Below are 21,683 nucleotides of genomic sequence, written 5' to 3'. Positions count from 1 at the left end.
GAAGGATGTTAAATCAATAAGTTTAAGTACTATTTAATGGATGATATACTTCACCTTCACGTTTCAGAAGGATGTTAAATCAATAAGTTTAAGTACTTATTTACACGAAAGGAAAATATCAGATGGGTTTCAGAAGGATGTTAAATCAATAAGTTTAAGTACCGGGTGAGATACTTCATGATATTCCCAAGAGTTTCAGAAGGATGTTAAATCAATAAGTTTAAGTACCTTATTTCCGCTAAACGCTGTACCGTCCCAGTTTCAGAAGGATGTTAAATCAATAAGTTTAAGTACTCTTTGGATCAAAATTCTTCTTTGTGTCATGTTTCAGAAGGATGTTAAATCAATAAGTTTAAGTACGGGCAAACCGTAACCTGCGCCGGAATAACTGTTTCAGAAGGATGTTAAATCAATAAGTTTAAGTACAAGACAATCCCGATTTGTCTTACACAGACTGTTTCAGAAGGATGTTAAATCAATAAGTTTAAGTACAGTTTTCAAACGCAGAAGCCACAACGTATGGTTTCAGAAGGATGTTAAATCAATAAGTTTAAGTACGGAAATGATTCTCAATCAAGCAGGTTATTAGTTTCAGAAGGATGTTAAATCAATAAGTTTAAGTACTAGTTGCTGAAGCATTTATTCCTAATCCATGTTTCAGAAGGATGTTAAATCAATAAGTTTAAGTACTTAAGCTTATGGAGGTTTAAAGAATGGCATGTTTCAGAAGGATGTTAAATCAATAAGTTTAAGTACATATTAAAATGTTGTATTGGGTACCACTTGGTTTCAGAAGGATGTTAAATCAATAAGTTTAAGTACAAAGAAAGGAATGTATAGTGATTGAGTACGGTTTCAGAAGGATGTTAAATCAATAAGTTTAAGTACCCGTTGATATTGAAACGGACGCCCTGGTTAGTTTCAGAAGGATGTTAAATCAATAAGTTTAAGTACACGACCAATGTGTCGATATTAGCATTAAAGGTTTCAGAAGGATGTTAAATCAATAAGTTTAAGTACGGTACCCAGATGGTATTTCCGTTATTATAAGTTTCAGAAGGATGTTAAATCAATAAGTTTAAGTACTTTAGCGATTAGCGCCATGCGTCAAGTTATGTTTCAGAAGGATGTTAAATCAATAAGTTTAAGTACTTAAAGGCAAAAAAATCGTTTCCAACGCGGGTTTCAGAAGGATGTTAAATCAATAAGTTTAAGTACACAACCAAGTTCACAATCTTTTGAGTATGCGTTTCAGAAGGATGTTAAATCAATAAGTTTAAGTACTGCGCATATAACTTAAAACTATCGCGCAACGTTTCAGAAGGATGTTAAATCAATAAGTTTAAGTACTGCGCATATAACTTAAAACTATCGCGCAACGTTTCAGAAGGATGTTAAATCAATAAGTTTAAGTACGCTTAGGAATAGTTCCAGTAAAGCCTAATCGTTTCAGAAGGATGTTAAATCAATAAGTTTAAGTACTTTACGAGCGCCCAATCACTTTCGTCCCTTGTTTCAGAAGGATGTTAAATCAATAAGTTTAAGTACAAATAAAAAAAGCGCCGTTCAGGCACTCCGGTTTCAGAAGGATGTTAAATCAATAAGTTTAAGTACTTTTTTAACATCGCGTGTTATAGTTAAGGCGTTTCAGAAGGATGTTAACTCAATAAGTTTAAGTACTTTGGAGAATGTAACTTTATACTTGTAAGTGTTTCAGAAGGATGTTAAATCAATAAGTTTAAGTACATTGCAAGCTGTTTGCTGTCTGTTTTAATGGTTTCAGAAGGATGTTAAATCAATAAGTTTAAGTACCGCTAAACCCCTTGAGCGACGCGCTAAGACGTTTCAGAAGGATGTTAAATCAATAAGTTTAAGTACCTACCTCTCAGCTTTTCGATGTTTTTCACTGTTTCAGAAGGATGTTAAATCAATAAGTTTAAGTACTTATTATCGTTTAACATTATTATATCACATGTTTCAGAAGGATGTTAAATCAATAAGTTTAAGTACTATATTTTTGTGATTTCACACTTAGATAGTGTTTCAGAAGGATGTTAAATCAATAAGTTTAAGTACTATTATCAACAGTAGTAAACATTGAATCATGTTTCAGAAGGATGTTAAATCAATAAGTTTAAGTACTTGCTTACTATTGGCAAACCGTTCAACCTTGGTTTCAGAAGGATGTTAAATCAATAAGTTTAAGTACATTCAGAAGTTAAGGAGGGTCATGAAATGAGTTTCAGAAGGATGTTAAATCAATAAGTTTAAGTACTTTGCAAACTATCCGCCGTTTGCTTTACTTGTTTCAGAAGGATGTTAAATCAATAAGTTTAAGTACTCGTTACGGAATAAAATGCGCGATAATTATGTTTCAGAAGGATGTTAAATCAATAAGTTTAAGTACTTCTGATTAATCAAATTGTGATTCGCGTACGTTTCAGAAGGATGTTAAATCAATAAGTTTAAGTACGGCGGAAATGCACAATTAGGTGTTCAAGTGGTTTCAGAAGGATGTTAAATCAATAAGTTTAAGTACTCCCCCGAAATTTTTTTGCATAACAGTTACGTTTCAGAAGGATGTTAAATCAATAAGTTTAAGTACTGCGTCCCCTTGAACATGCCCCGCAATGCGGTTTCAGAAGGATGTTAAATCAATAAGTTTAAGTACAATCAACCAATGAATTTTTATAAAGATGTTGTTTCAGAAGGATGTTAAATCAATAAGTTTAAGTACGTGCCACATTTTTCAAGGCACATCGGATAAGTTTCAGAAGGATGTTAAATCAATAAGTTTAAGTACAGGCTGTTGGATTGATAACCCAAGACAATTGTTTCAGAAGGATGTTAAATTGAGAATTATCTCTGAATTTAGAGATAATTTTTTGTATTCGTGACAACTATAAACACATTTATAATTAAGCTAAAATTTTCAATTTCTATAAACATAATTATAATTAAACGGATTTTTTAATTTTTTATAAATGTAATTATAATTCTTCGATTTAAATTTATATTGAAACCGCCTCCATTACATCATAAAATTAAATTACAAAGGAGGCATTTTTTATGAATAAAATTTTAGTAATCAACTGTGGAAGTTCGAGTTTGAAGTTCAAACTTTTCGATGACCGAGGGGAAGCAGTCATTGCACGAGGGTTAGTTGAACGCATTAGCCAACAAGAATCACCAATCAAGATCAGGTATGGGGAACAGGTTGCGAGGTTTACCACTAACATTCCCAACCATACGACTGCATTGCAATTTATTTTCGATCAATTGATCAAGTTAGGAATTATTTCAAATTTAAATGAGATTCAGGCGGTTGGGCACCGGGTTGTTGCTGGCGGCGAATATTTTGATCGGTCGGTTGTAATTACTGAAGATGTGATGAATAAGATCGATGCGTTATCGGAACTGGCACCGTTGCATAATCCGGCAAATTTGACTGGAATTAAGATTTGTAAGAAGTTGTTGCCGCATGCAATGGGCGTGGCAGCGTTTGATACGTCATTTCACCATACCGTACCGGAGAAAAATTTTATGTATAGTGTTCCGTATGAATGGTATTCGAAGTATCATGTTCGGCGGTACGGGGCGCACGGAATCAGCCATCAATACATTGCGATGCAGACCGCAGCGATGATGAATAAGTCGCTTGATGAATTAACGATGATTTCATGTCATTTAGGAGCTGGTTCGTCGATTTGCGCAATCAAAAATGGAAAATCATATGATATTTCAATGGGCTTCACGCCGCTTTCAGGGGTGCAGATGGCAACGCGTTCTGGCGATGTCGATGTTTCGCTTGTCTCATATATCATGAAGAAGTTACATATTAACAAAATTGATGAAATGATCTACATCTTAAATAAGAAATCTGGATTCAAGGGCGTTTCAGGTGTTTCAGCTGACATGCGGGATGTTGAACAGGCCGCAGCTGAAGGCAATCAACGGGCGCAGTTAGCAATTGAATTGTATGTCAACAGTGTGATTCGGTACATTGGACAATATATTGCGGAGTTGCAAGGAATCGACGCTATTACGTTTACTGCCGGAATTGGTGAAAATGCGATCGAAGTTCGTGAACAGATTTTAAAGCATTTCAATTATCTGGGATTAACGGTTGATCATAAACGGAATGATGTTCGCGGAGAAAAACGGTTAATTTCCGGTGACAATTCAAGTATTCAGGCTTTTGTAATTCCAACTGATGAAGAGCAAATGATTGCGATGGACGTTCGCCGATTATTGCAAAAGATTCAGTAATGTATTATTATTTAAAATAATTTAGAAATAAGGGAGAAAAAGATGAATTCACAGCTACATGACTACGTTAAAAAGCATTATGAAAATGGTGATTATGGAAATTACCATGACGGTAAATATGAATATCATTACGAAAATCCTGTTCGCGATGTCCGTGATGACTATGAATTAGGATTTCAAAAAGGGAAAGCAGATCGATTTAATCATTTTCGCTTTTTCCCGTTAAAATTATTTAAAAAACTCAATCAATTATTTCATGGGAAGTTGCACGAAATCGTTGATTACATTGAAGGTTATCGGGCAGCGTTTAAAATGTAAAGGAACTCTGTTTAATGTTGAAGTCATTAAGCAGAGCTTTTTTTATTAGAATGTTTTCTAAAGTGATTCTCGTGATACAATAAAGACAATAATTTTTTTAATCATAGCAAAAAAACTATTATTTTTTTAGAAAAAACGACTAATAAAAGATAGTATGGCGGATATAGTTTATAAATTAATGAGGAATAATTATTATCAATTTTTTGGAGGGTGAAAGTTATGAATAAAAGGAAAAAAGTTGTTATTGATTGTGATCCGGGAATAGATGATTTTCTGGCGTTATGGCTGGCATTAAGGTCTCCTGAGTTAGATGTGATGGGAATAACGATTGTTGCTGGAAATGTGCCAGTTGAACAAGGTGTAAAAAACGCATTAAAAGTTTTAAAGATTACTAATCGATTAGATATTCCTGTATATGCTGGTGCTCAAAAACCGTTAAAAAAGCCATACATAAGTGCTCAAGATACTCACGGTGAAGATGGCTTAGGTGAAAGTGATTTTGAAGATGTAACGAATGGAATTTGTCGTCAAAATGCGAGTGAATTTCTAAATAAAACATTAATGGCAAATTCAGATGTTACGGTTATTGCGATTGGTCCTTTGACAAATATTGCAATTGCAATGCAAAAAGATATTCAAGCGTGGAAAAAATGTAAAGCGTTAATTTCAATGGGTGGCGCATTTAAGTCTTATGGAAACTGTTCACCAGTCGCAGAGTATAACTATTGGTGTGATCCAGATGCTGCTTCATATGTTTATAAGCATTCACCTGTTTTGATAACAATGGTTGGACTAGATGTAACTCGAAAGATCGTCTTAACTCCTAATATATTAGAGTTAATCCAGCAAGAAAATAGTGAAGTTGCCTCTGTAATAAGAAAAATAACACGTTTTTATTTTGATTTTCACTGGAAACAAGAAAAAGTTATTGGGTGTGTTATTAATGACCCGTTGACTGTTGCGCTCCTATTGGATCCTGAGATTTGTAGTGGATTTAAGAGTTATGTTCAAATTAATACAGATTCGGGGATTGGCAATGGGCAATCAATAGTTGATGAAAAGAGCTTTTACCATCATGATGCCAATGCCAAAGTTTTGACGCAAGTTGATTCAATTAAATTTATGAAACTATTTTTAAACCGAATAGCCGAAATTGATTTAGGGTTACTTGATCAAATTTTACCAGCAATTATGGGGGAGAAAGATTAATGAAAAGTTCAAAGAAAGTTTCAGTAAAGAAAATAACAATTTTAGCGTTTTGTATCGTACTGAACATTGTTGGAAGTAATTTAGCTTTAATGTTGCGGTTACCAATTTATTTAGATTCAATTGGAACGATTTTAGGAGCGGCACTTTTTGGCCCGATTTGGGGAATGCTAGCCGGTGGAATTACTGACGTCATTATGGGATTGACAACAGATTTAACATCAATGTATTACATTCCGGTTGCGTTAGTTTTAGGGTGTTTGGCAGGTTTTCTGTATCGCAAAATTAGTCCGGATCGTTTTAGTAAAGTTTGGATTGTTGCACTGTTAATCTCATTACCGGGAACGATTTTGTCAACGGCAATTACTTACTTAGCGTTTGGTGGAGTTACATCTTCAGGCTCATCGATTATTGTCCAATTACTGTTTGGGATTGGATTAAGCAAGTTTTGGGCAATTTTTATTGTTCAAGTTTTAACTGATCTTTTAGATAGAATAGTCTCTGTATATATTGTTGCGGTGTTGTTTCATTCATATAAACCATTGAAAAAATTATCAGTTTAAATTTAATCTCAAAGAAAATACAAACTGAGTTAGTCCTTCTTGTTGAATTATTGAAGGTTATCGGGCAGCATTTCAACATTGAAATTGTAAGGCATTGACTGCATTATGCGGTTGATGATTTTTTGAGTTAGAGAAAATTTTATATGTATCTTATTTTGGAAGAAGGGTTTATTTTTTAAGCCGATTTTGCGATATAATAACAGATAATATTGAGACTTAAAGGAGTAATTACGATGGATCACCAAAAATTAATGCACGAACTTGTCGAATTCAGACATTCACGGGGATGGGATGAGTATCATAACCTGAAGAATTTGGCGGAGGCGGTAAATATCGAAGCGGCCGAAATCATGGAGATTTTCCAGTGGAAGGAAACGACTGACCAACTAACTGATGAGGAAACGACGCATTTAAAGGGTGAAATTGCCGATACATTGATTTATCTATTTTATATGTGTGATCAGTTAAAAATTGATCCAATTGACGTGATGAAGGCGAAACTCGAATATAATAAGGGACGGCATTGGAAGGAAGATAAGAATGTCTAAAAAAATTAATGAGCCAGTAATTTATAAAACTAAATATCATAATATGGAAAATTGGGGAATTGAAGATTTAAGCAACGATGTGGCAAATCAAATTAATGAAGAGAAAAAGGAATATATTGTAAATTATCCAACAGTTTATATTATTGAAGATGAGAAACGTAAAGATAAATATCGAGTATATGTTGGAGAAACTAACGATATTCGCCAAAGAACACTTGAACATTTAAAAGTCGATCCTAAGGATGAAAATCGTAAAGATTGGCAAGATTTAGAAAAAGCAAACGACTCAGAAATGTACGTTATCGGACACAATCATTTTAATAAGTCATTAACATTAGATATAGAAAATCAATTAATGCTTTATTTATCAAGCGTTCCAGCAATTGAAAAGGTAAATAATCGAAGGAATAATTTTCAAAGTCAATATTATACATCTGATGAGCGCGATGAAATTTTTAAGTTAATGTGGAAGAAACTTCATCAGAAAAATAAAAAATTATTTCCAGCAGAGTCTTTGATTAAAGATACAGCGATTTTTAAAGCTTCTCCCTTCCATAAATTGACAAATGAGCAATTAACAGCGAAATTGAAAATATATGAAAAGGTTAAAGAAGCACTTGAAAATAACGAACAAGGACAATTGATTCTTGTTGAAGGTGAGGCTGGTGCTGGTAAAACGGTTCTTTTAAGTAATCTTTTTTATGATTTAAAAAAGACAAAACTAAGTAATGGAGAGTATGTTGACGCTAGAATTTTTGTCCGTCATGATGAACAACAAAAGGTTTATCAAGAAATATCTAAAAAGTTAGGATTTAAAGATTCAGTTATTGATAGGCCAATTGCATTTCTTAAAGATAATGATTATGCAGATGTTGTTTTAATTGATGAAGCACATCTTTTGCTTACACAATTTAATCAGAGTTATACGAAGAAAATTAGTAATAATATTTCTGGAAATCAGTTAAAAGACTTTTTATCACATGCAAAAGTTGTAATTGCTATCTTAGATGAAAGACAAATGGTAGCTAAAAATGAAATGCTAAGAGATAGTGATTTCAATGAATTAGAAAAACTCGCTGGAAAGAATATCATAAGATTAGAAAATCAGATGCGGATGCAAGCAAATAGTAAGACAAGTCAATGGATCAAGGACTTTATTTATAAGCAAGAAATCAAACCGCTTCCACAAGATGATAATTATAAAATTAAATTCTTTGATGATCCATATAATTTAGAACAGGCGATAAAAGAAAAAGATAAAGATCAAGAATATGGAATTTCAAGGATGGTCGCAACCTATGATTGGGAATACAAACGTAAAGCAAAAGAAAACGGTGAGTTTTGGAACGTTGAAATTGGCGATTGGAAAAAACCGTGGAATTATCAAGTTGATTATTCTAGAAAAGATGTTGCCTGGGCTGAAATCCCGGAAACTATTAATGAAGTAGGTTCAATTTTTACTGTTCAAGGTTTTGACTTGAATTATTGTGGACTGATAATTGGGCCATCAGTAAAATATCGAAATGGTAAAGTGATATTTGACGAATCTAGAAGCTGTGATGATAGAGCAAAAGGTAATCGTAAATTTGGAGAAAAAAGTGAAAGTGTAGGATTAGCATTAATTCAAAATGCGCTGAATGTCTTGATGACTCGTGGTGTGCATGGGTTGTATATTTATGCGGTTGATGATAAATCAAGAGGGAAATTAGAAAATTTAAATAAATAAAACTTTTGTGAGGGGATAATTATGGAAGATTGGAACTTAAGAACAATTATTAAAAAAATGGGAGAAAGGTTTAGTGATCACAAGAAAAAAAGATCTGTAAAGGGATTTAAAAAAATATAGATGAAAATAAAGCATTAGAAACTTTTATTCAAAATAATTTTAAAGAGTTCAAAGCACAAGCATCAATAGGACAAGGAAGTGTAACAACATATCCTTGGATTGTAATATTTTATCCACCGATTACAACAAGTGCTAAAAGAGGGATATACGTTGATTATTTATATTCTTCAGAGGTGAAAAAAGTTTCCTTATGCATTCAATTGGGTGTAGAACAACTTGGATTAATTTCTCAAAAGAATGTAGAAAATATAAAAAACAATATCAAAGATATTTTAGGTAAGGATATTCCTTCAGATGATATTAATTTAATTGATAGAGATGAACAATTACAACCAACACAGACTGAATTAGAAAAAGCGCTTGAATACAAAAATGCGGTGATATGTTCAATAAATTATGATTTAGAAAATCTTCCTTCAAACGAAGAAATGATGAGGGACTTAGAATATTTTATATCATTATTAAAAAAGATTACAAAAGAAAAATTGGACGAAATATTTAGAAATAATTCAAACGTCATTTCAGAAGAAGATGAATCATATAATGTTGAAATAACAAATCCTCAAATTGATTTAAATACTATTTACTATGGCGTACCTGGTACAGGAAAATCATATCAAGTAAAACAATTAGTTGAAGATAATAATATTTCTGACAAAGATGTATTTAGATCAACTTTACATCCTGAATATTCGTACTCTGATTTTGTAGGTCAAGTTTTACCAGATGTTGATGAAAATGGTAAGCCAACGTATAAATATCAACCAGGAATTTTTACTAAGGCATTAGAACGTGCTTTAAAAGTGGACGAACCAGTTCTTTTAATTTTAGAAGAAATGAGTCGTGCGAATGTTTCCGCGGTATTCGGTGATATTTTCCAACTTTTAGACCGCAATCAATCGGGAAAGAGTGATTATGGAATAAATAACGATTTGATTTATAATCATTTAGATAAGGAAGCTCAGAATGCTTTAGACAGTAAAAAAATCAAATTGCCTGAGAATTTATATATTATCGGAACAGTTAACACAAGTGATCAAAACGTATTTCCAATGGACAATGCATTTAAGAGAAGATTTTCGTGGCAATATGTTTCAATTGGAATTCCAGACGAAGATAACAATCCTAAATTAACGATTAAAATAGAAAAAGAAGATCAAACTACAGAGCGCAAAGTTAAATGGTCAGAATTACTTTTTAAACTTAACGAATTTATTGTAAATCGTGAAAACGGATTAGGTCTTACAGAAGACAAGCAGTTGGGACCATATTTTATTAAGTTTGATGATATTGGCGACACTAAGAGAAATGATGAACTGATAAAGAACAAACTTTTGCAATATTTGTGGGATGATGTTCAAAATTCAATGGCAGCATTTGGGAATGCAAATGCTCCTTTATTTGATAGATCAATTCATAGTTTCTCAGAATTATATGAATGTTATGATAAGCAGCAAGTATTTTCAAATGAATTTCTTGGAAAAGATTATTTGAATCTTTTAGTTCAAGAAGAGGATAATCATGATAAATAATATTCAAAATATTGATGTTGTGATGGATAAGCAAACTGTAGCGAAAGAATTGATTAAAAAATATCAGTTAAAAGATGAAGTGAAGAATGGCTGTTCCCAATTTGTGGGAATCATATGTAAAGACACAGATGCTTTGATATCTCTTCCATATAATTTTATGAAAATTGAGAATTTTAAAAATCTAAGTATTGAAAGTCAATTTAAAAATATTCAAGTCATTCTTATGTCGATTTTAATATATAATCGGACACAGGGATTATCTGGAGTTGAAGATTTTAATTGTTCTTTTCCGATTAATGCTTATAATCAAATTTATGAATTTTACCAAAAATATGGTTTATACTACGAAAATATCGTTAATGTAAAGATTGGACAAAGTGGAAATATTGATTGGAAAACCACTTTTCGAAAGTCGAATAGCTTTATTAATACTGCAAGTAATACGGTTGTGTATTTTCCCTTTTATCAAAAAGAAAAAATTATAACTAATAATTTGATAACCGAATGCGTGGCTTTTGTGTTGAATTATACAAAAGAGTATTTTAAGGATTTGCTTTCACTTCCAATGAGTACTGAACTTGAAAAATTTGGAATCAATTATTCATTGTTGAATAATAAAGATTATGTTGTTCAACAATTAAATAAAGAGCTTAGCCATACATATAAGGACCACTTAAGAAATCTAATCACTAATCTTATTCGGTTTTTTGAAAAATTGGAAACTAATTATAACTATGATTTTTCAATGGTTCAATTTGAATTTCATAATGTTTGGGAACATGCCGTGAATGCATATTTAACTAATCATTTTAGCGGTGTCAATCCTGATACTGCTCAATTTAATTTTGAAAGTGAAAAAGTTAGAAAATTTTTCTTCCAGAAAGATTCACAGAGTTATGATAAAGCACACAGCCAGAATGTATTAGAACCAGATCATTATTATCTTGATGAAGAAAGTGATATTCAATATATATTTGATTCAAAATATATGAAGGAATTGAATGGATTAAATCATAAGCAACTTATATATGGATTTCTATACGGAAATCGTGCTAAAAAAACTTATAACACTCTTATTTTACCTGGTTTACCATCAATCGATAAAAATCAGGTACAAGTACAAAAACACGTTGAAGTTAAAGAAGAGTTTTTACCCAGTTCAGTGAATGAACAAATTATTTATCAGATTAAACTTAATGAAAAAGCGGTTTTAGAATCATTTGTCTCTGAAAGTTAAATAATTTTCTGCATTAGGTTTTCGCAATCAATAAGGAGTAAATATATGAACAATATTCCAACCCCTAAAATCAGTGAAATTTTAAAAGAAGAATTTATGATTCCTTTTGATCTGTCCGCATACGCTTTAGCAAAGGCGATTCATGTTCCCGTTTCACGCATTCAAGATATTTTAAATGATCATCGTAAAATTACTGTGGATACTTCAATCCGTCTTGGAAAATTCTTTGGGGTATCAGACAATTACTTTTTAAATTTACAAAATGACATTGATATTCGGAATGCAGAACTTGAAAATTTCGAAGATTATAAAGAAATTGAATTAATTCATGGTTGATTTGAAGCAGTTTCGCAAGTTAGCGGAACTGCTTTTATAGTATCTGTATAAATTTGGGCCAACACCTGATACAATTAACTTAAGTAAAATAAGGAGACAATTTAAATGGAAGAAGAATTTGAAAAACAAGCAATTGATGTTTTTTGTGAAAATGTTAAAGCATGGCTTCATTCACTACCTTTAACGCCTGAAGAACTTTCTGAACAGTCAGGAGTCGATATAAGAACGATTGAAGATATTTTAAAAAAGAAAATTACTTCAATTCCATCAACGGAAATTCTGACTAAGTTAAGTGATACTTTTGAAATTCCAATGGATGAGCTATTATTTGGAGATTCAGGGATTGCTTTTGATTCGTTATTTAGTGGTTTGGCAATTCAAAATGATTCAGATTCTCAAGAAGATTTAAAATATAATCAAGAAAAAGTAATTGAAATCATCAAAGAGAATATATTACCTTTAATCGACGAAATAAAAGGGGCATTGGATCTAACCTTAAATAAGATTATTGATTTCTATCCAGACAAAGTATGGTTAGATGAAATCAATAAGATTTACAATTTAGTAATTGATTTTTCTTTGGCAGCTTCAAATTCAGTTCTAGAAGTGGTCGATGCAGAATATGAAAATTTTATCGGAGATCAATTTGATAATCTTTTTAAAGCATTTGATATGACCAAAGAATTAATGACTAATAATTTTGGATTTGATAATGATGGAAATGCTAACGTAGAGTTGCACGAAGGAGCATATTTAATGGCGGTCTATCAATTGTCTGAAAGATGTAGTGAGATTATTGGGATGTTTTTAGAATCGGTGGTTAATTCTGGATTTATTACAGAAAAACAAATCAAAGAATATCTTCCAATGATAAATTTTGATGAAAGTTTATGATTGTGAAACTTAATAAGAGAATAAACAAAATAAGGAGATCATCAACATGACAGAAGATTTTGATAAAAATGAAATTATTGACACACTAGGTGAAAACGTTAGCTCATGGCTTTATTCATTAGATTTGACGATTGAAGAATTATCCGAGAAAACGGGACTTAGTGCTACAACGATCAGTAAAATTGCAAATAAGAAAATTACTTCGATTCCACGCGTGGATACATTGATCAAATTAAGCGATGCCTTCGCAATTCCAATCGATGATTTATTGTTTGATGATACGCATGCCGGATTAGATGACTTACGGGATATGTTAATGGAAGATCAAGATTCCGTTGATGACGATAACATGGATGCAGATATTGATATCCCTGAGAAAATATCTATCCCTCAAGCTGATTCTCAATTAGATAACAAACAACTCAAAAAGCTTGTTAAGCAAATGGTTATAGACGAATTGGTTCCACTCAACAAGGAACTTCCTGATTCATTAGATTTGACGGTGGATGCAATTAAGAAGCCTAATCCAGATAAGGTATGGCTTGATCAAATGGATAAAATTGGAGAATTACTAAGAGATTTTACAGTTGATTTCTTTATTAATCTTGCTCCAAACGTTGATATTGAAGAGAGTATTTTGAGTATGTTCACCGACCGGTTAGCTGATTTTCAACAAGCATTTGATCGTGCCAAAAGCGCAATCGATGAGATTGGCTTTAGCAGCACCGATATCGTTAAGCTTCAACCTGGACAAGAAATGGTTTATTCATATCATCAAGGTTTCTTCCAAATGGGGATCATTCAATTAGTTGATATTTTTAGTGATGTTATCAGTATGTTCTTAGGAATTGTTACTAGCCAGGGATATATCACAGAGGAAGAAGTCGTTAGGTATTTACCAAGTATGAAGGAAATCATGGATTAATAAACAATTTGTAATCACGGGGGAAAATAATGGCTACAAAAGAGCAGATTCAGGCAATTATGAAACTCAGAAATGACTGGAAAGTAGAAGATGATCAACGGGATGCAGGGTTACCGTATCAATTTGAAGGGATTGAACGGATCGACAATCTTCAATATGGCAAAGATCCGCAATATAATCTATTGGATATTTATCGTCCAGTCGATCAAAGGGGAAAGTTGCCAGTTATCATTTTAATTCATGGCGGTAACTGGTGCTATGGAACAAAGGAAACATACCAATATTATGGAATGGGATTAGCTCAGCATGGCTTTGCCGTTGTCAATGCTAGTTATTGTTTAGCACCGGATGTCAGCTTTCCGGGCGAACTCGATGATATTGATTGCTATATTCATTGGGTCGTTGCACATGCTGAAGAATATCATTTTGATTTAAATAATGTTTTTTTAGTCGGTGATAGTGCCGGCGGTCAGATGGCATATCAGTATTTAACAGTGTATGCCAATCCGAGTTATCGGAAATATTTTGGCTATGAAAAGCCACAGTTAACATTTCGTGCCGGCATTCTTAATTGTGCTCCTTATTTCATGCTGACTCAAACGCTCTGGACAGCTACTAAAGCATACTTTACTGAAGAGGTCCTTGCTCAAAAGCGGGAAATGATGGCAACTGAAGAAAGTTATGTTCCTGAGATTCCACCGCTTTACATTGCGACTGGTAATGCGGATTATCTTCGCGATGATTCAATGAAGTTTGCCGGATTTTTGATGGAAAAGCATCATCCGCATGTTGCGAAAGTTTATGGTGATGACCAGCATCCGTTAAAACATGACTTCATGATCGATCAGCGAAGTACGTTTGCGAAAAAGGCAACGCAAGATGAGATTGATTTTATGAGAAAATATATAAAATAATATAGTGAAAAAGGTATTTCAGCCCCAAACTGAAATACCTTTTTTTCTTTACTCTTTATCTAATTCCTTCAAAATCTTCAACGCAATCGATTCTGTTGTGATCAAATCAGTAAAGAATCCTCCACGTAATGCACCAAGCACAGCATTAGTTTTACTTTTCCGTGTAACAATTCCAAACCGTCTTGAAACATTTAAAATATTTTCAAGCGGAGCTGAAAAGGCAGTGCTGTCCTTTTCATCAATCAAGAATTGTCCGTTAATATCATACGGACGGGCAAAGACCATTCCTGCAATTTTATCCAAATCAACTCCTGGAAAAATCTTATCAATATTATCATACCAAGGTTGGTTAGCTTCGATTGAATCCAGTGTTCCAACACTTGAAATGATCATGTCCATTTTCTTTGCATGTTCAAACGCTTTTTCCATTGACGGCTCTTTTGCAAGTTGTTTGCGAACATCTTTATTTAAAATGTAGAGCGGCCCAGGAATCGTAAAGTATGGAGCGTTGTAGTTAACGGCAGCGCGTTGGACCATTCGCGTTGAACCAGTTAATGAATGATACTTCATGTTTTCGCCAAGAAATTGAGTAAATACCAAATCGTCCTGTTGCGTTGGACGGAATTTATTCAATGTTGAGAAAATCATATCACCCCAACTTAAACCGACAACATGGGCGTTTTTGATTGCTGCTTGAATTTGATATGCCGCAAACGTACTCGCCAAATCATCTCGTTCAGCAGGATTCGTTGGATTTTTAAGAATATACAAATTTTTGATTGGAAACATGTTAATTAATCTTTGCTCGAGTTCGTCATTCCGTTGGTATATGGTATGGATATTGATACTGACCAATCCCGTCGAACGCGCCTCGTCAAGATATTTCAAGATTAGGTATCGACTGATTGAATATTTTTTTGAAATATCACTAATTGAAAGATTACTAAGGTAATAATCTTGAGCAATGTTGCCCAATAAAATTTCATGTTCCGAATTCACAAAAAAGACCTCCACGACTATAAATTATACTTATTATTTTAAATTTTTAAAAAATAAACGCTTTATTTACAATTTTTAAAATGAGTGCTAGCATTAAAAATGTAAGGAATTAATGAAAGGGGCTAATACTATGACTCAAAATGAAGATGAAATTCTCAAAATGCACGGTGGCGAAAAGCCAGGCGTTTTAAGTATTGCACCAAGATTTAATGTAACAAATCGCGAGCAACTTGGAAAGGCTTATACTCCAGGAGTTGCTCAAATCGCAAAATTAATTGAAAAAGATCCGGATGCTAAGGATAAATATACAACAAGCGGAAAATTAGTTGCGATGGTAACTGACGGAACTGCTGTTTTAGGACTTGGTAATATCGGTCCAGCAGGCGGCTTGCCAATTATTGAAGGAAAAGCATTGCTTTACAAGGATCTTGCTGATGTTGATGCAATTCCGTTAGCACTTGATCAAGTTCCAGTTGATGAATTTGTTCAAACAGTTAAGAACATCTCAAAGTCATTTGCAGGAATTCACTTGGAAGACATTGCGGCTCCACGGTGTTTCGAAATTGAAGAAAAATTGGCAAATGAATTGGATATTCCGGTTTATCATGACGACCAAGAAGGAACTGCAATCGTTGTTTTAGCAGCCTTGATCAATGCTGCTAAAGTTGTCGGTAAGAAGTTGACTGATCTCAAAATTTTATTGAATGGGGTCGGTGCTTCAGGATTGGCAACTGCACGGTTACTTTTGAATGCCGGAATCAAGAATATTACTTTAGTTGATATTGATGGTCCGGTTTCAGCGAATAGTCAAAATTACAACAAGTATCAACGCGAAGTTGCAAAAGAAAGTGCGGTTCAAACGAAGTTCAAGGATCTTGACGAAGCAATCGTTGGTCAAGATGTCTTCATTGGATTATCAGATGCTAATGTTTTGAGCAAGGAACAAGTTCAAAAGATGGCAAATGATCCAATCATCTTTGCATTGGCAAATCCAAAACCTGAAATTGATCCAGCAATTGCCAAGGAAGCGGGAGCAAAGGTAATTGCAACCGGTTCAAGCCAATATCCAAACCAAGTTAATAATGTTCTTGCCTTCCCAGGGTTATTCCGTGGATTACTTAAATCAGGAATCAAAAAGGTAACGTTTGAACTTGAAACAGCGGTTGCTGAAGGGCTTGCCCAAATGGTAACTGATCCTGAACCGGAAAGAATTATTTCGGGCGTATTTGAAGGAGGTGTTGCCGACACAGTAACAAAGGCTGTCGTCGATTTTTCAAAGAGATAAGGAGAATTGATAATTCACTACGGAAAGAAGAATGATGGTAATGAGAATCTTTTGGACTTCTATTCAAAGTGTAATTTCAATTGTCTTATTCATGGCCGTCGGATATTTTTGTCGGGCCAAAGGTTGGTTTAGTGATAAGTTCTCAAAGGGATTATCACAATTAATTATGAAAATCGCGTTACCTTGCGGAATCTTCACGTCTATGTTGAAGCGCTTTCATTTGAATCAGCTAAAATCGCTTTCGAAGGGTCTTGTATATACGATTTTAGCCATTTTAATAGGTTACGTTATCAGTTGGATCGCAGTTAAAGTACTGCGGGTTCCAAAAGGAAAACGCGGATTGATGATGACCGGAATTAATGGTGCGAACACAGTATTCATTGGAATGCCATTGAATATTGCGTTATTCGGTCAAGTATCAATTCCATATCTACTTGTTTATTATATCATAAACACAATTATTATTTGGACATTAGGTGTTTGGGTAATCGCTGGCGATGATCCAACTGCCGATGGTAAAAAGGGAGTTCAAATTGATTGGAAGCACTTTTTACCAGCTCCAATTTGGGGATTCATTATTGCGATCCCATTCTTAATTTGGATGCCGAATGCGGCAACAACATTACCAACCTTTATTACGAATACATTAACTGGATTGGGTAACTTGGTTACACCATTATCGTTGATGTATATCGGAATTATGTTAAAAGACTTTGGAATTTCGAACATTCGCTTTGATAAATACTTGAACATTTCATTAATTGGACGGTTCATTGTATCACCATTGATTATGTTCGGATTAGTATACTTTGGAATGCATGTCATGGGAATCGGAATGTTTTCTATGTTCCGGAAGACATTGATCATTCAATCAGCAACTCCTTCATTGGCTGTTTTGCCGATTTTGGCTGATCAATATCATGGAGATGTACAATTTGCGACAAATTTGGTTGTTGCAACCTCAACTTTGTTCGTAATTGTTGTCCCAGTCATTATGCTTTTACTTAATTTCATGTAATTTGATCAAATAAGGAGCGCAGTTAACAATGGAAGTTAGAGAAATTGATCTTCACGTTAAACGGAATTTTGATCGGTGGCACTCATTTTTAATTGAACATGGAATAAGCGGATTTGCTCCGCAAGAGACCGCAGCGATCGATCGGACATTTATTTGGAATGAAGCCGGTCAGATCATTGCAACCGGATCGATTGCGGGAAACATTTTAAAATACATTGCGATTGACGATGCCTACCAAAATGGAGGTGCAATGTTTAATCAAGTTGTCAGCAAGCTAATGAACGAAGCCGCACAGCTTGGACGCTTTCACTTGTTTGTTTTCACCAAACCTAAATACATTAAAAGTTTTAGTTATGTTGGCTTTCATTTACTTGCTGAAGTTGAAGATGGAGCTGTTCTTGAAACAGGTACTCCAGATATTAATGATTATCTTGATCAATTACCAAAGATTAATGATCAACATGATAAGAAGATTGCAGCAATCGTTATGAATGCGAATCCGTTTACGTTAGGGCATCGATATCTTGTTGAAAAAGCAAGTCGGGAAAATGATTCTGTTTATGTATTTGTTGTTAGCCAAGATGTATCACTGTTCAAATTTGATGAACGGTTTAAATTGGTAAAAGCAGGAACTGAAGATTTGAAAAATGTAATCGTGGTCCCTGGTAAAGAATACATGGTAAGTTATGCAACATTTCCGGCATACTTCTTAAAAGATGATCAAAATGTTGGGCGGTTTCAAGCAAAACTCGATGCGGAATTATTTAAAAATAAAATCGCTGCTCCATTGAATATTACGCGCCGCTATCTTGGAAGCGAACCTTATTCAAAAACGACAGATGTTTACAATGATGAATTAAGTAAAGTTTTACCTCCGGAAGTTGAAGTGCGGATCATTGAACGTAAAAAGAACGTTGGCGGAAAAATCATCACCGCAACACAAGTTCGTGAAGCAATCCAAAGAGATGATCTTTCGATGATCAAAAACTTTGTTCCGGAGACAACGTTTGATTTTATTAAAGAGAACATTGGTTTATTAAAGGATAGATTTTAAAGAGGTGTGATTATGAAAATTGAAAAAACAGCTCTTGCAGGTACAGTTGAATCATCAGATATTCAATTTACGTTGAGTGCCAGTGATAATGGAATTCAAATTGATTTAGATTCACCTGTAAAAGATTTATATGGTAAGCAAATTATTCAAGTAATTGAAGATACTCTTAAAGCTTATAACATTGAGAGTGTGAAGGTTAAAGCAATTGACAAGGGTGCCTTAGATTGTGTAATTAAAGCCCGGCTGGTTACTGCAATTCAACGTTCATTAGGTATGGATGAACCAAATTGGGAGGTGCTATAAATGGAAGAAAGATTACGGCGGACAATGATGTTTGTTCCAGGAAACAACGCCGGAATGGTGCGTGACGCTGGAATTTATGGTGCCGACTCGATTATGTTCGATCTCGAAGATGCGGTTTCATTAGCAGAAAAAGATTCAGCTCGGATGTTGGTATATCAAGCATTACAAACTCAAGATTATGGTGATGCTGAATTAGTTGTTCGGATCAATGGAAATGATACTAAATATTTTCATGACGATGTTTTCGCAATGGTTAAAGCCGGAATCGATGTTATTCGGTTGCCAAAAGTTGAATCAGCAGAAATGATGCAAGACTTGGTTAAGGTAATCGAAGAAGCTGAAAAGAAATTTGGTCGTGAACCAGGGTCAACACATGTCATGGCAGCGATCGAAAGTGCACGGGGCGTTTTGAAATCACTTGAAATCGCCGAAAGTACTGATCGGATGATCGGCCTTGCGCTTTCAGCTGAAGACTATACAACTGATTTGAAGACTAAACGTTATGTTGATGGGGTTGAATTAGAATTTGCCCGGAACATGATTTTGAATGCTGCACGGGCAGCTGGCATCGCAGCCTTTGATACTGTCTTCACAAAAGTTGATGACATGGATGGTTTCAAGAAAGAAACGGAACACATCTACAAGCTTGGTTTTGACGGTAAATCAATTATTAATCCGCGCCAAATTGACGTTGTTAATAAGATTTACGAACCAACACGTGCTGAAATTGAAAATGCACTTGATGTTGAAGCAGCTCTTGAAGAAGCACACCGGAAGAATTCTGGAGTTATCGCATTGAATGGTCAAATGGTTGACCGTCCAGTTGCTTTACGTGCTCAACGGGTTATCCGCTTAGCAAAGGCTTCAAACTTGATCAATGAGGAAGGTGATTTCATTGAAGAATAGTATCGGACGTGAATTATCAGATGATTTAATGAAGAAGTTGGATTATAAGCCATTTGAAAGTACCGAAATCGGGAATCCGGTTGTTCAACGGGTTGCACCAAAAGTTCGGGTTTCAACTGGTAACGATAAATTAACAACTTCAATTAAAGACGTCGTTCGTGAAACAGTTAAGGATGGAATGACAATTTCATTCCACCACCATTTACGTGAAGGTGATTTCATCTTTAACATGGTAATGGATGAAATCATTAAGCAAGGAATCAAAGATTTAACTTTGGCACCTTCATCATTAACAAATGTAATGAACGATAAGGTAATTGAAGCCATTAAAGCTGGAACAGTTACTCATATTGAATCTTCAGGAATGCGTGGAACATTAGGTGAAGCCGTTTCTCACGGAATTTTAAAAGATCCTGTTATCCTACGTTCACACGGTGCACGTGCCCGTGCCATCGAAAACGGCGATGTTAAGATCGACGTTGCCTTTCTTGGTGTTCCAAATGCTGATCGTTTAGGAAATGCAAATGGAATGACGGGTGACGCTGCATTCGGTTCATTAGGTTATGCCTTAGTTGATGCTGCATATGCAGATAAGGTTGTTTTATTAACTGATAATGTGGTTGATTATCCTAATACACCAGCTTCGATCATGCAAACACAAGTTGATTATGTTGTGCAAGTTGACAAGGTTGGTGACCCAGATCGAATCGGTTCTGGTGCTACTCGGTTTACAAAGAACCCTAAGGACTTAAAGATTGCCAAAATGGTTAATGATGTTATTGTTCACTCACCATACTTTAAGCAAGGCTTCTCATTCCAAACAGGTTCAGGTGGTGCTGCGTTAGCCGTTGCTCGGTTCTTACGCCAATCAATGCTTGATAAGAATATTACAGCATCATTTGCTTTAGGTGGAATTACAACACCTATCGTTAAGCTTTTAGAAGAAGGTCTTGTTAAGAAAGTCATGGACGTTCAAGACTTTGATAAAGGTGCTGCCGATTCAATGAAGAACAACCGCGATCAACAAGAAATCGATGCTTCTTGGTATGCTGATCCTGATAATAAGGGTGCGATGGTTGATCAATTAGATGTATGTATCTTATCAGCATTGGAAATCGATACTGACTTTAACGTTAATGTTATGACTGGTTCAAACGGTGTTCTTCGGGGAGCTATTGGTGGTCACCAAGATGCTGCGACAGCGAAGATGACAATTATTTCAGCTCCGTTGACTCGTGGTCGGATCGCAACGGTTGTTCCAAAGGTTGGGACTGTTGTTACACCGGGCGATTCAATCGATGTTTTAGTTACTGAAGTCGGAGTTGCTGTCAATCCAAAACGGAAAGACTTAATTGAAGCCTTCAAGAAGGTTCCTGGAATTCCTTTGATGACGATCGAAGAACTTCAACAACGGGCTGAAAAGATCGTTGGTAAGCCAGAAAAATTACAATATACTGACAAGACAGTTGCGATGATCGAATATCGTGACAAAACAATTATCGATGAAGTTAAACAATTAAAAGATTAATT

19 protein-coding genes and 1 CRISPR repeat array (1 of these 20 only partly in view) are annotated in these 21,683 nt (G+C 34.5%); of the genes, 18 read left to right on the top strand and 1 reads right to left on the bottom strand.

What is annotated here, in order from left to right; translation table 11 throughout:
* Positions 1-2,803: direct repeats of the CRISPR family, unit length 36 nt; unit sequence GTTTCAGAAGGATGTTAAATCAATAAGTTTAAGTAC; it reaches 996 nt to the left of the window's first position.
* Between the two features lie 266 nt (positions 2,804-3,069).
* From A3O17_RS06735 to A3O17_RS06680, 12 genes are all read left to right on the top strand, one after another.
* Positions 3,070-4,269: an acetate/propionate family kinase gene (locus A3O17_RS06735; protein WP_064213268.1), complete on the top strand. Its 1,200-nt coding sequence runs from the start codon at positions 3,070-3,072 to the stop codon at positions 4,267-4,269.
* Between the two features lie 42 nt (positions 4,270-4,311).
* Entirely contained in the window at positions 4,312-4,587 is a 276-nt protein-coding gene (locus A3O17_RS06730; RefSeq protein ID WP_064213269.1) for a hypothetical protein, read from the top strand.
* A gap of 219 nt (positions 4,588-4,806) precedes the next feature.
* Positions 4,807-5,796 (top strand): nucleoside hydrolase, encoded by a 990-nt coding sequence (locus tag A3O17_RS06725; RefSeq protein ID WP_064208681.1) that lies wholly within the window; start codon positions 4,807-4,809, stop codon positions 5,794-5,796.
* Positions 5,796-6,356 (top strand): ECF transporter S component, encoded by a 561-nt coding sequence (locus A3O17_RS06720; protein WP_064208682.1) that lies wholly within the window; start codon positions 5,796-5,798, stop codon positions 6,354-6,356. The genes A3O17_RS06725 and A3O17_RS06720 overlap by 1 nt, the downstream gene beginning before the upstream one ends.
* 233 nt (positions 6,357-6,589) lie before the next feature.
* Positions 6,590-6,904, top strand: a complete 315-nt coding sequence (locus A3O17_RS06715) for a nucleotide pyrophosphohydrolase (RefSeq protein WP_064208683.1) — start codon at positions 6,590-6,592, stop codon at positions 6,902-6,904.
* Positions 6,897-8,630 (top strand): DUF2075 domain-containing protein, encoded by a 1,734-nt coding sequence (locus A3O17_RS06710; protein WP_064213270.1) that lies wholly within the window; start codon positions 6,897-6,899, stop codon positions 8,628-8,630. The genes A3O17_RS06715 and A3O17_RS06710 overlap by 8 nt, the downstream gene beginning before the upstream one ends.
* A gap of 116 nt (positions 8,631-8,746) precedes the next feature.
* Entirely contained in the window at positions 8,747-10,282 is a 1,536-nt protein-coding gene (locus tag A3O17_RS06705) for an McrB family protein (protein WP_225354722.1), read from the top strand.
* Entirely contained in the window at positions 10,272-11,519 is a 1,248-nt protein-coding gene (locus tag A3O17_RS06700) for an LlaJI family restriction endonuclease (protein WP_064213271.1), read from the top strand. Before A3O17_RS06705 ends, A3O17_RS06700 begins: the two co-directional genes overlap by 11 nt.
* Positions 11,520-11,564: 45 nt before the next feature.
* Positions 11,565-11,855, top strand: a complete 291-nt coding sequence (locus A3O17_RS06695) for a HigA family addiction module antitoxin (protein WP_064213272.1) — start codon at positions 11,565-11,567, stop codon at positions 11,853-11,855.
* Between the two features lie 105 nt (positions 11,856-11,960).
* Positions 11,961-12,749, top strand: a complete 789-nt coding sequence (locus A3O17_RS06690) for a helix-turn-helix domain-containing protein (protein WP_064213273.1) — start codon at positions 11,961-11,963, stop codon at positions 12,747-12,749.
* Between the two features lie 46 nt (positions 12,750-12,795).
* Positions 12,796-13,674, top strand: coding sequence for a helix-turn-helix domain-containing protein (locus A3O17_RS06685; RefSeq protein WP_064213274.1), 879 nt, complete (start codon positions 12,796-12,798; stop codon positions 13,672-13,674).
* 29 nt (positions 13,675-13,703) lie between these two features.
* A complete protein-coding gene (locus A3O17_RS06680) occupies positions 13,704-14,588 on the top strand; it encodes an alpha/beta hydrolase (RefSeq protein WP_064213275.1) in 885 nt (294 codons plus the stop codon).
* Between the two features lie 48 nt (positions 14,589-14,636).
* Here the strand turns inward: A3O17_RS06680 and A3O17_RS06675 are convergent, their stop codons facing one another.
* Positions 14,637-15,587 carry a sugar-binding transcriptional regulator gene (locus tag A3O17_RS06675; protein ID WP_064213276.1) on the bottom strand — a complete coding sequence of 317 codons (951 nt, stop codon included), beginning with the start codon at positions 15,585-15,587 and terminating at the stop codon, positions 14,637-14,639.
* Between the two features lie 130 nt (positions 15,588-15,717).
* On the opposite strand from A3O17_RS06675, the gene A3O17_RS06670 reads away from it, so the two are divergent.
* From A3O17_RS06670 to citF, 6 genes are read left to right on the top strand one after another with little or no spacing between them, the layout of a single operon-like run.
* Positions 15,718-16,872, top strand: coding sequence for an NAD(P)-dependent malic enzyme (locus A3O17_RS06670; RefSeq protein ID WP_064213277.1), 1,155 nt, complete (start codon positions 15,718-15,720; stop codon positions 16,870-16,872).
* A gap of 40 nt (positions 16,873-16,912) precedes the next feature.
* On the top strand, positions 16,913-17,890 hold the full coding sequence (locus A3O17_RS06665) for an AEC family transporter (protein WP_064213278.1): 978 nt from the start codon (positions 16,913-16,915) through the stop codon (positions 17,888-17,890).
* 28 nt (positions 17,891-17,918) lie between these two features.
* Positions 17,919-18,944 (top strand): [citrate (pro-3S)-lyase] ligase, encoded by a 1,026-nt coding sequence (citC, locus tag A3O17_RS06660; protein WP_064213279.1) that lies wholly within the window; start codon positions 17,919-17,921, stop codon positions 18,942-18,944.
* Between the two features lie 12 nt (positions 18,945-18,956).
* A complete protein-coding gene (citD, locus tag A3O17_RS06655; RefSeq protein WP_064213280.1) occupies positions 18,957-19,247 on the top strand; it encodes a citrate lyase acyl carrier protein in 291 nt (96 codons plus the stop codon).
* Positions 19,248-20,153, top strand: coding sequence for a citrate (pro-3S)-lyase subunit beta (gene citE / locus A3O17_RS06650; protein WP_064213281.1), 906 nt, complete (start codon positions 19,248-19,250; stop codon positions 20,151-20,153).
* Positions 20,143-21,681 carry a citrate lyase subunit alpha gene (gene citF, locus A3O17_RS06645; protein ID WP_064213282.1) on the top strand — a complete coding sequence of 513 codons (1,539 nt, stop codon included), beginning with the start codon at positions 20,143-20,145 and terminating at the stop codon, positions 21,679-21,681. Before citE ends, citF begins: the two co-directional genes overlap by 11 nt.
* Positions 21,682-21,683 lie beyond the last annotated feature (2 nt).

Origin of the sequence: Ligilactobacillus aviarius (genome assembly GCF_001654615.1) — a bacterium.
In the GTDB taxonomy this organism is placed as follows: domain Bacteria; phylum Bacillota; class Bacilli; order Lactobacillales; family Lactobacillaceae; genus Ligilactobacillus; species Ligilactobacillus aviarius_B.
This window is presented reverse-complemented; position numbering and strand designations above follow the sequence as displayed.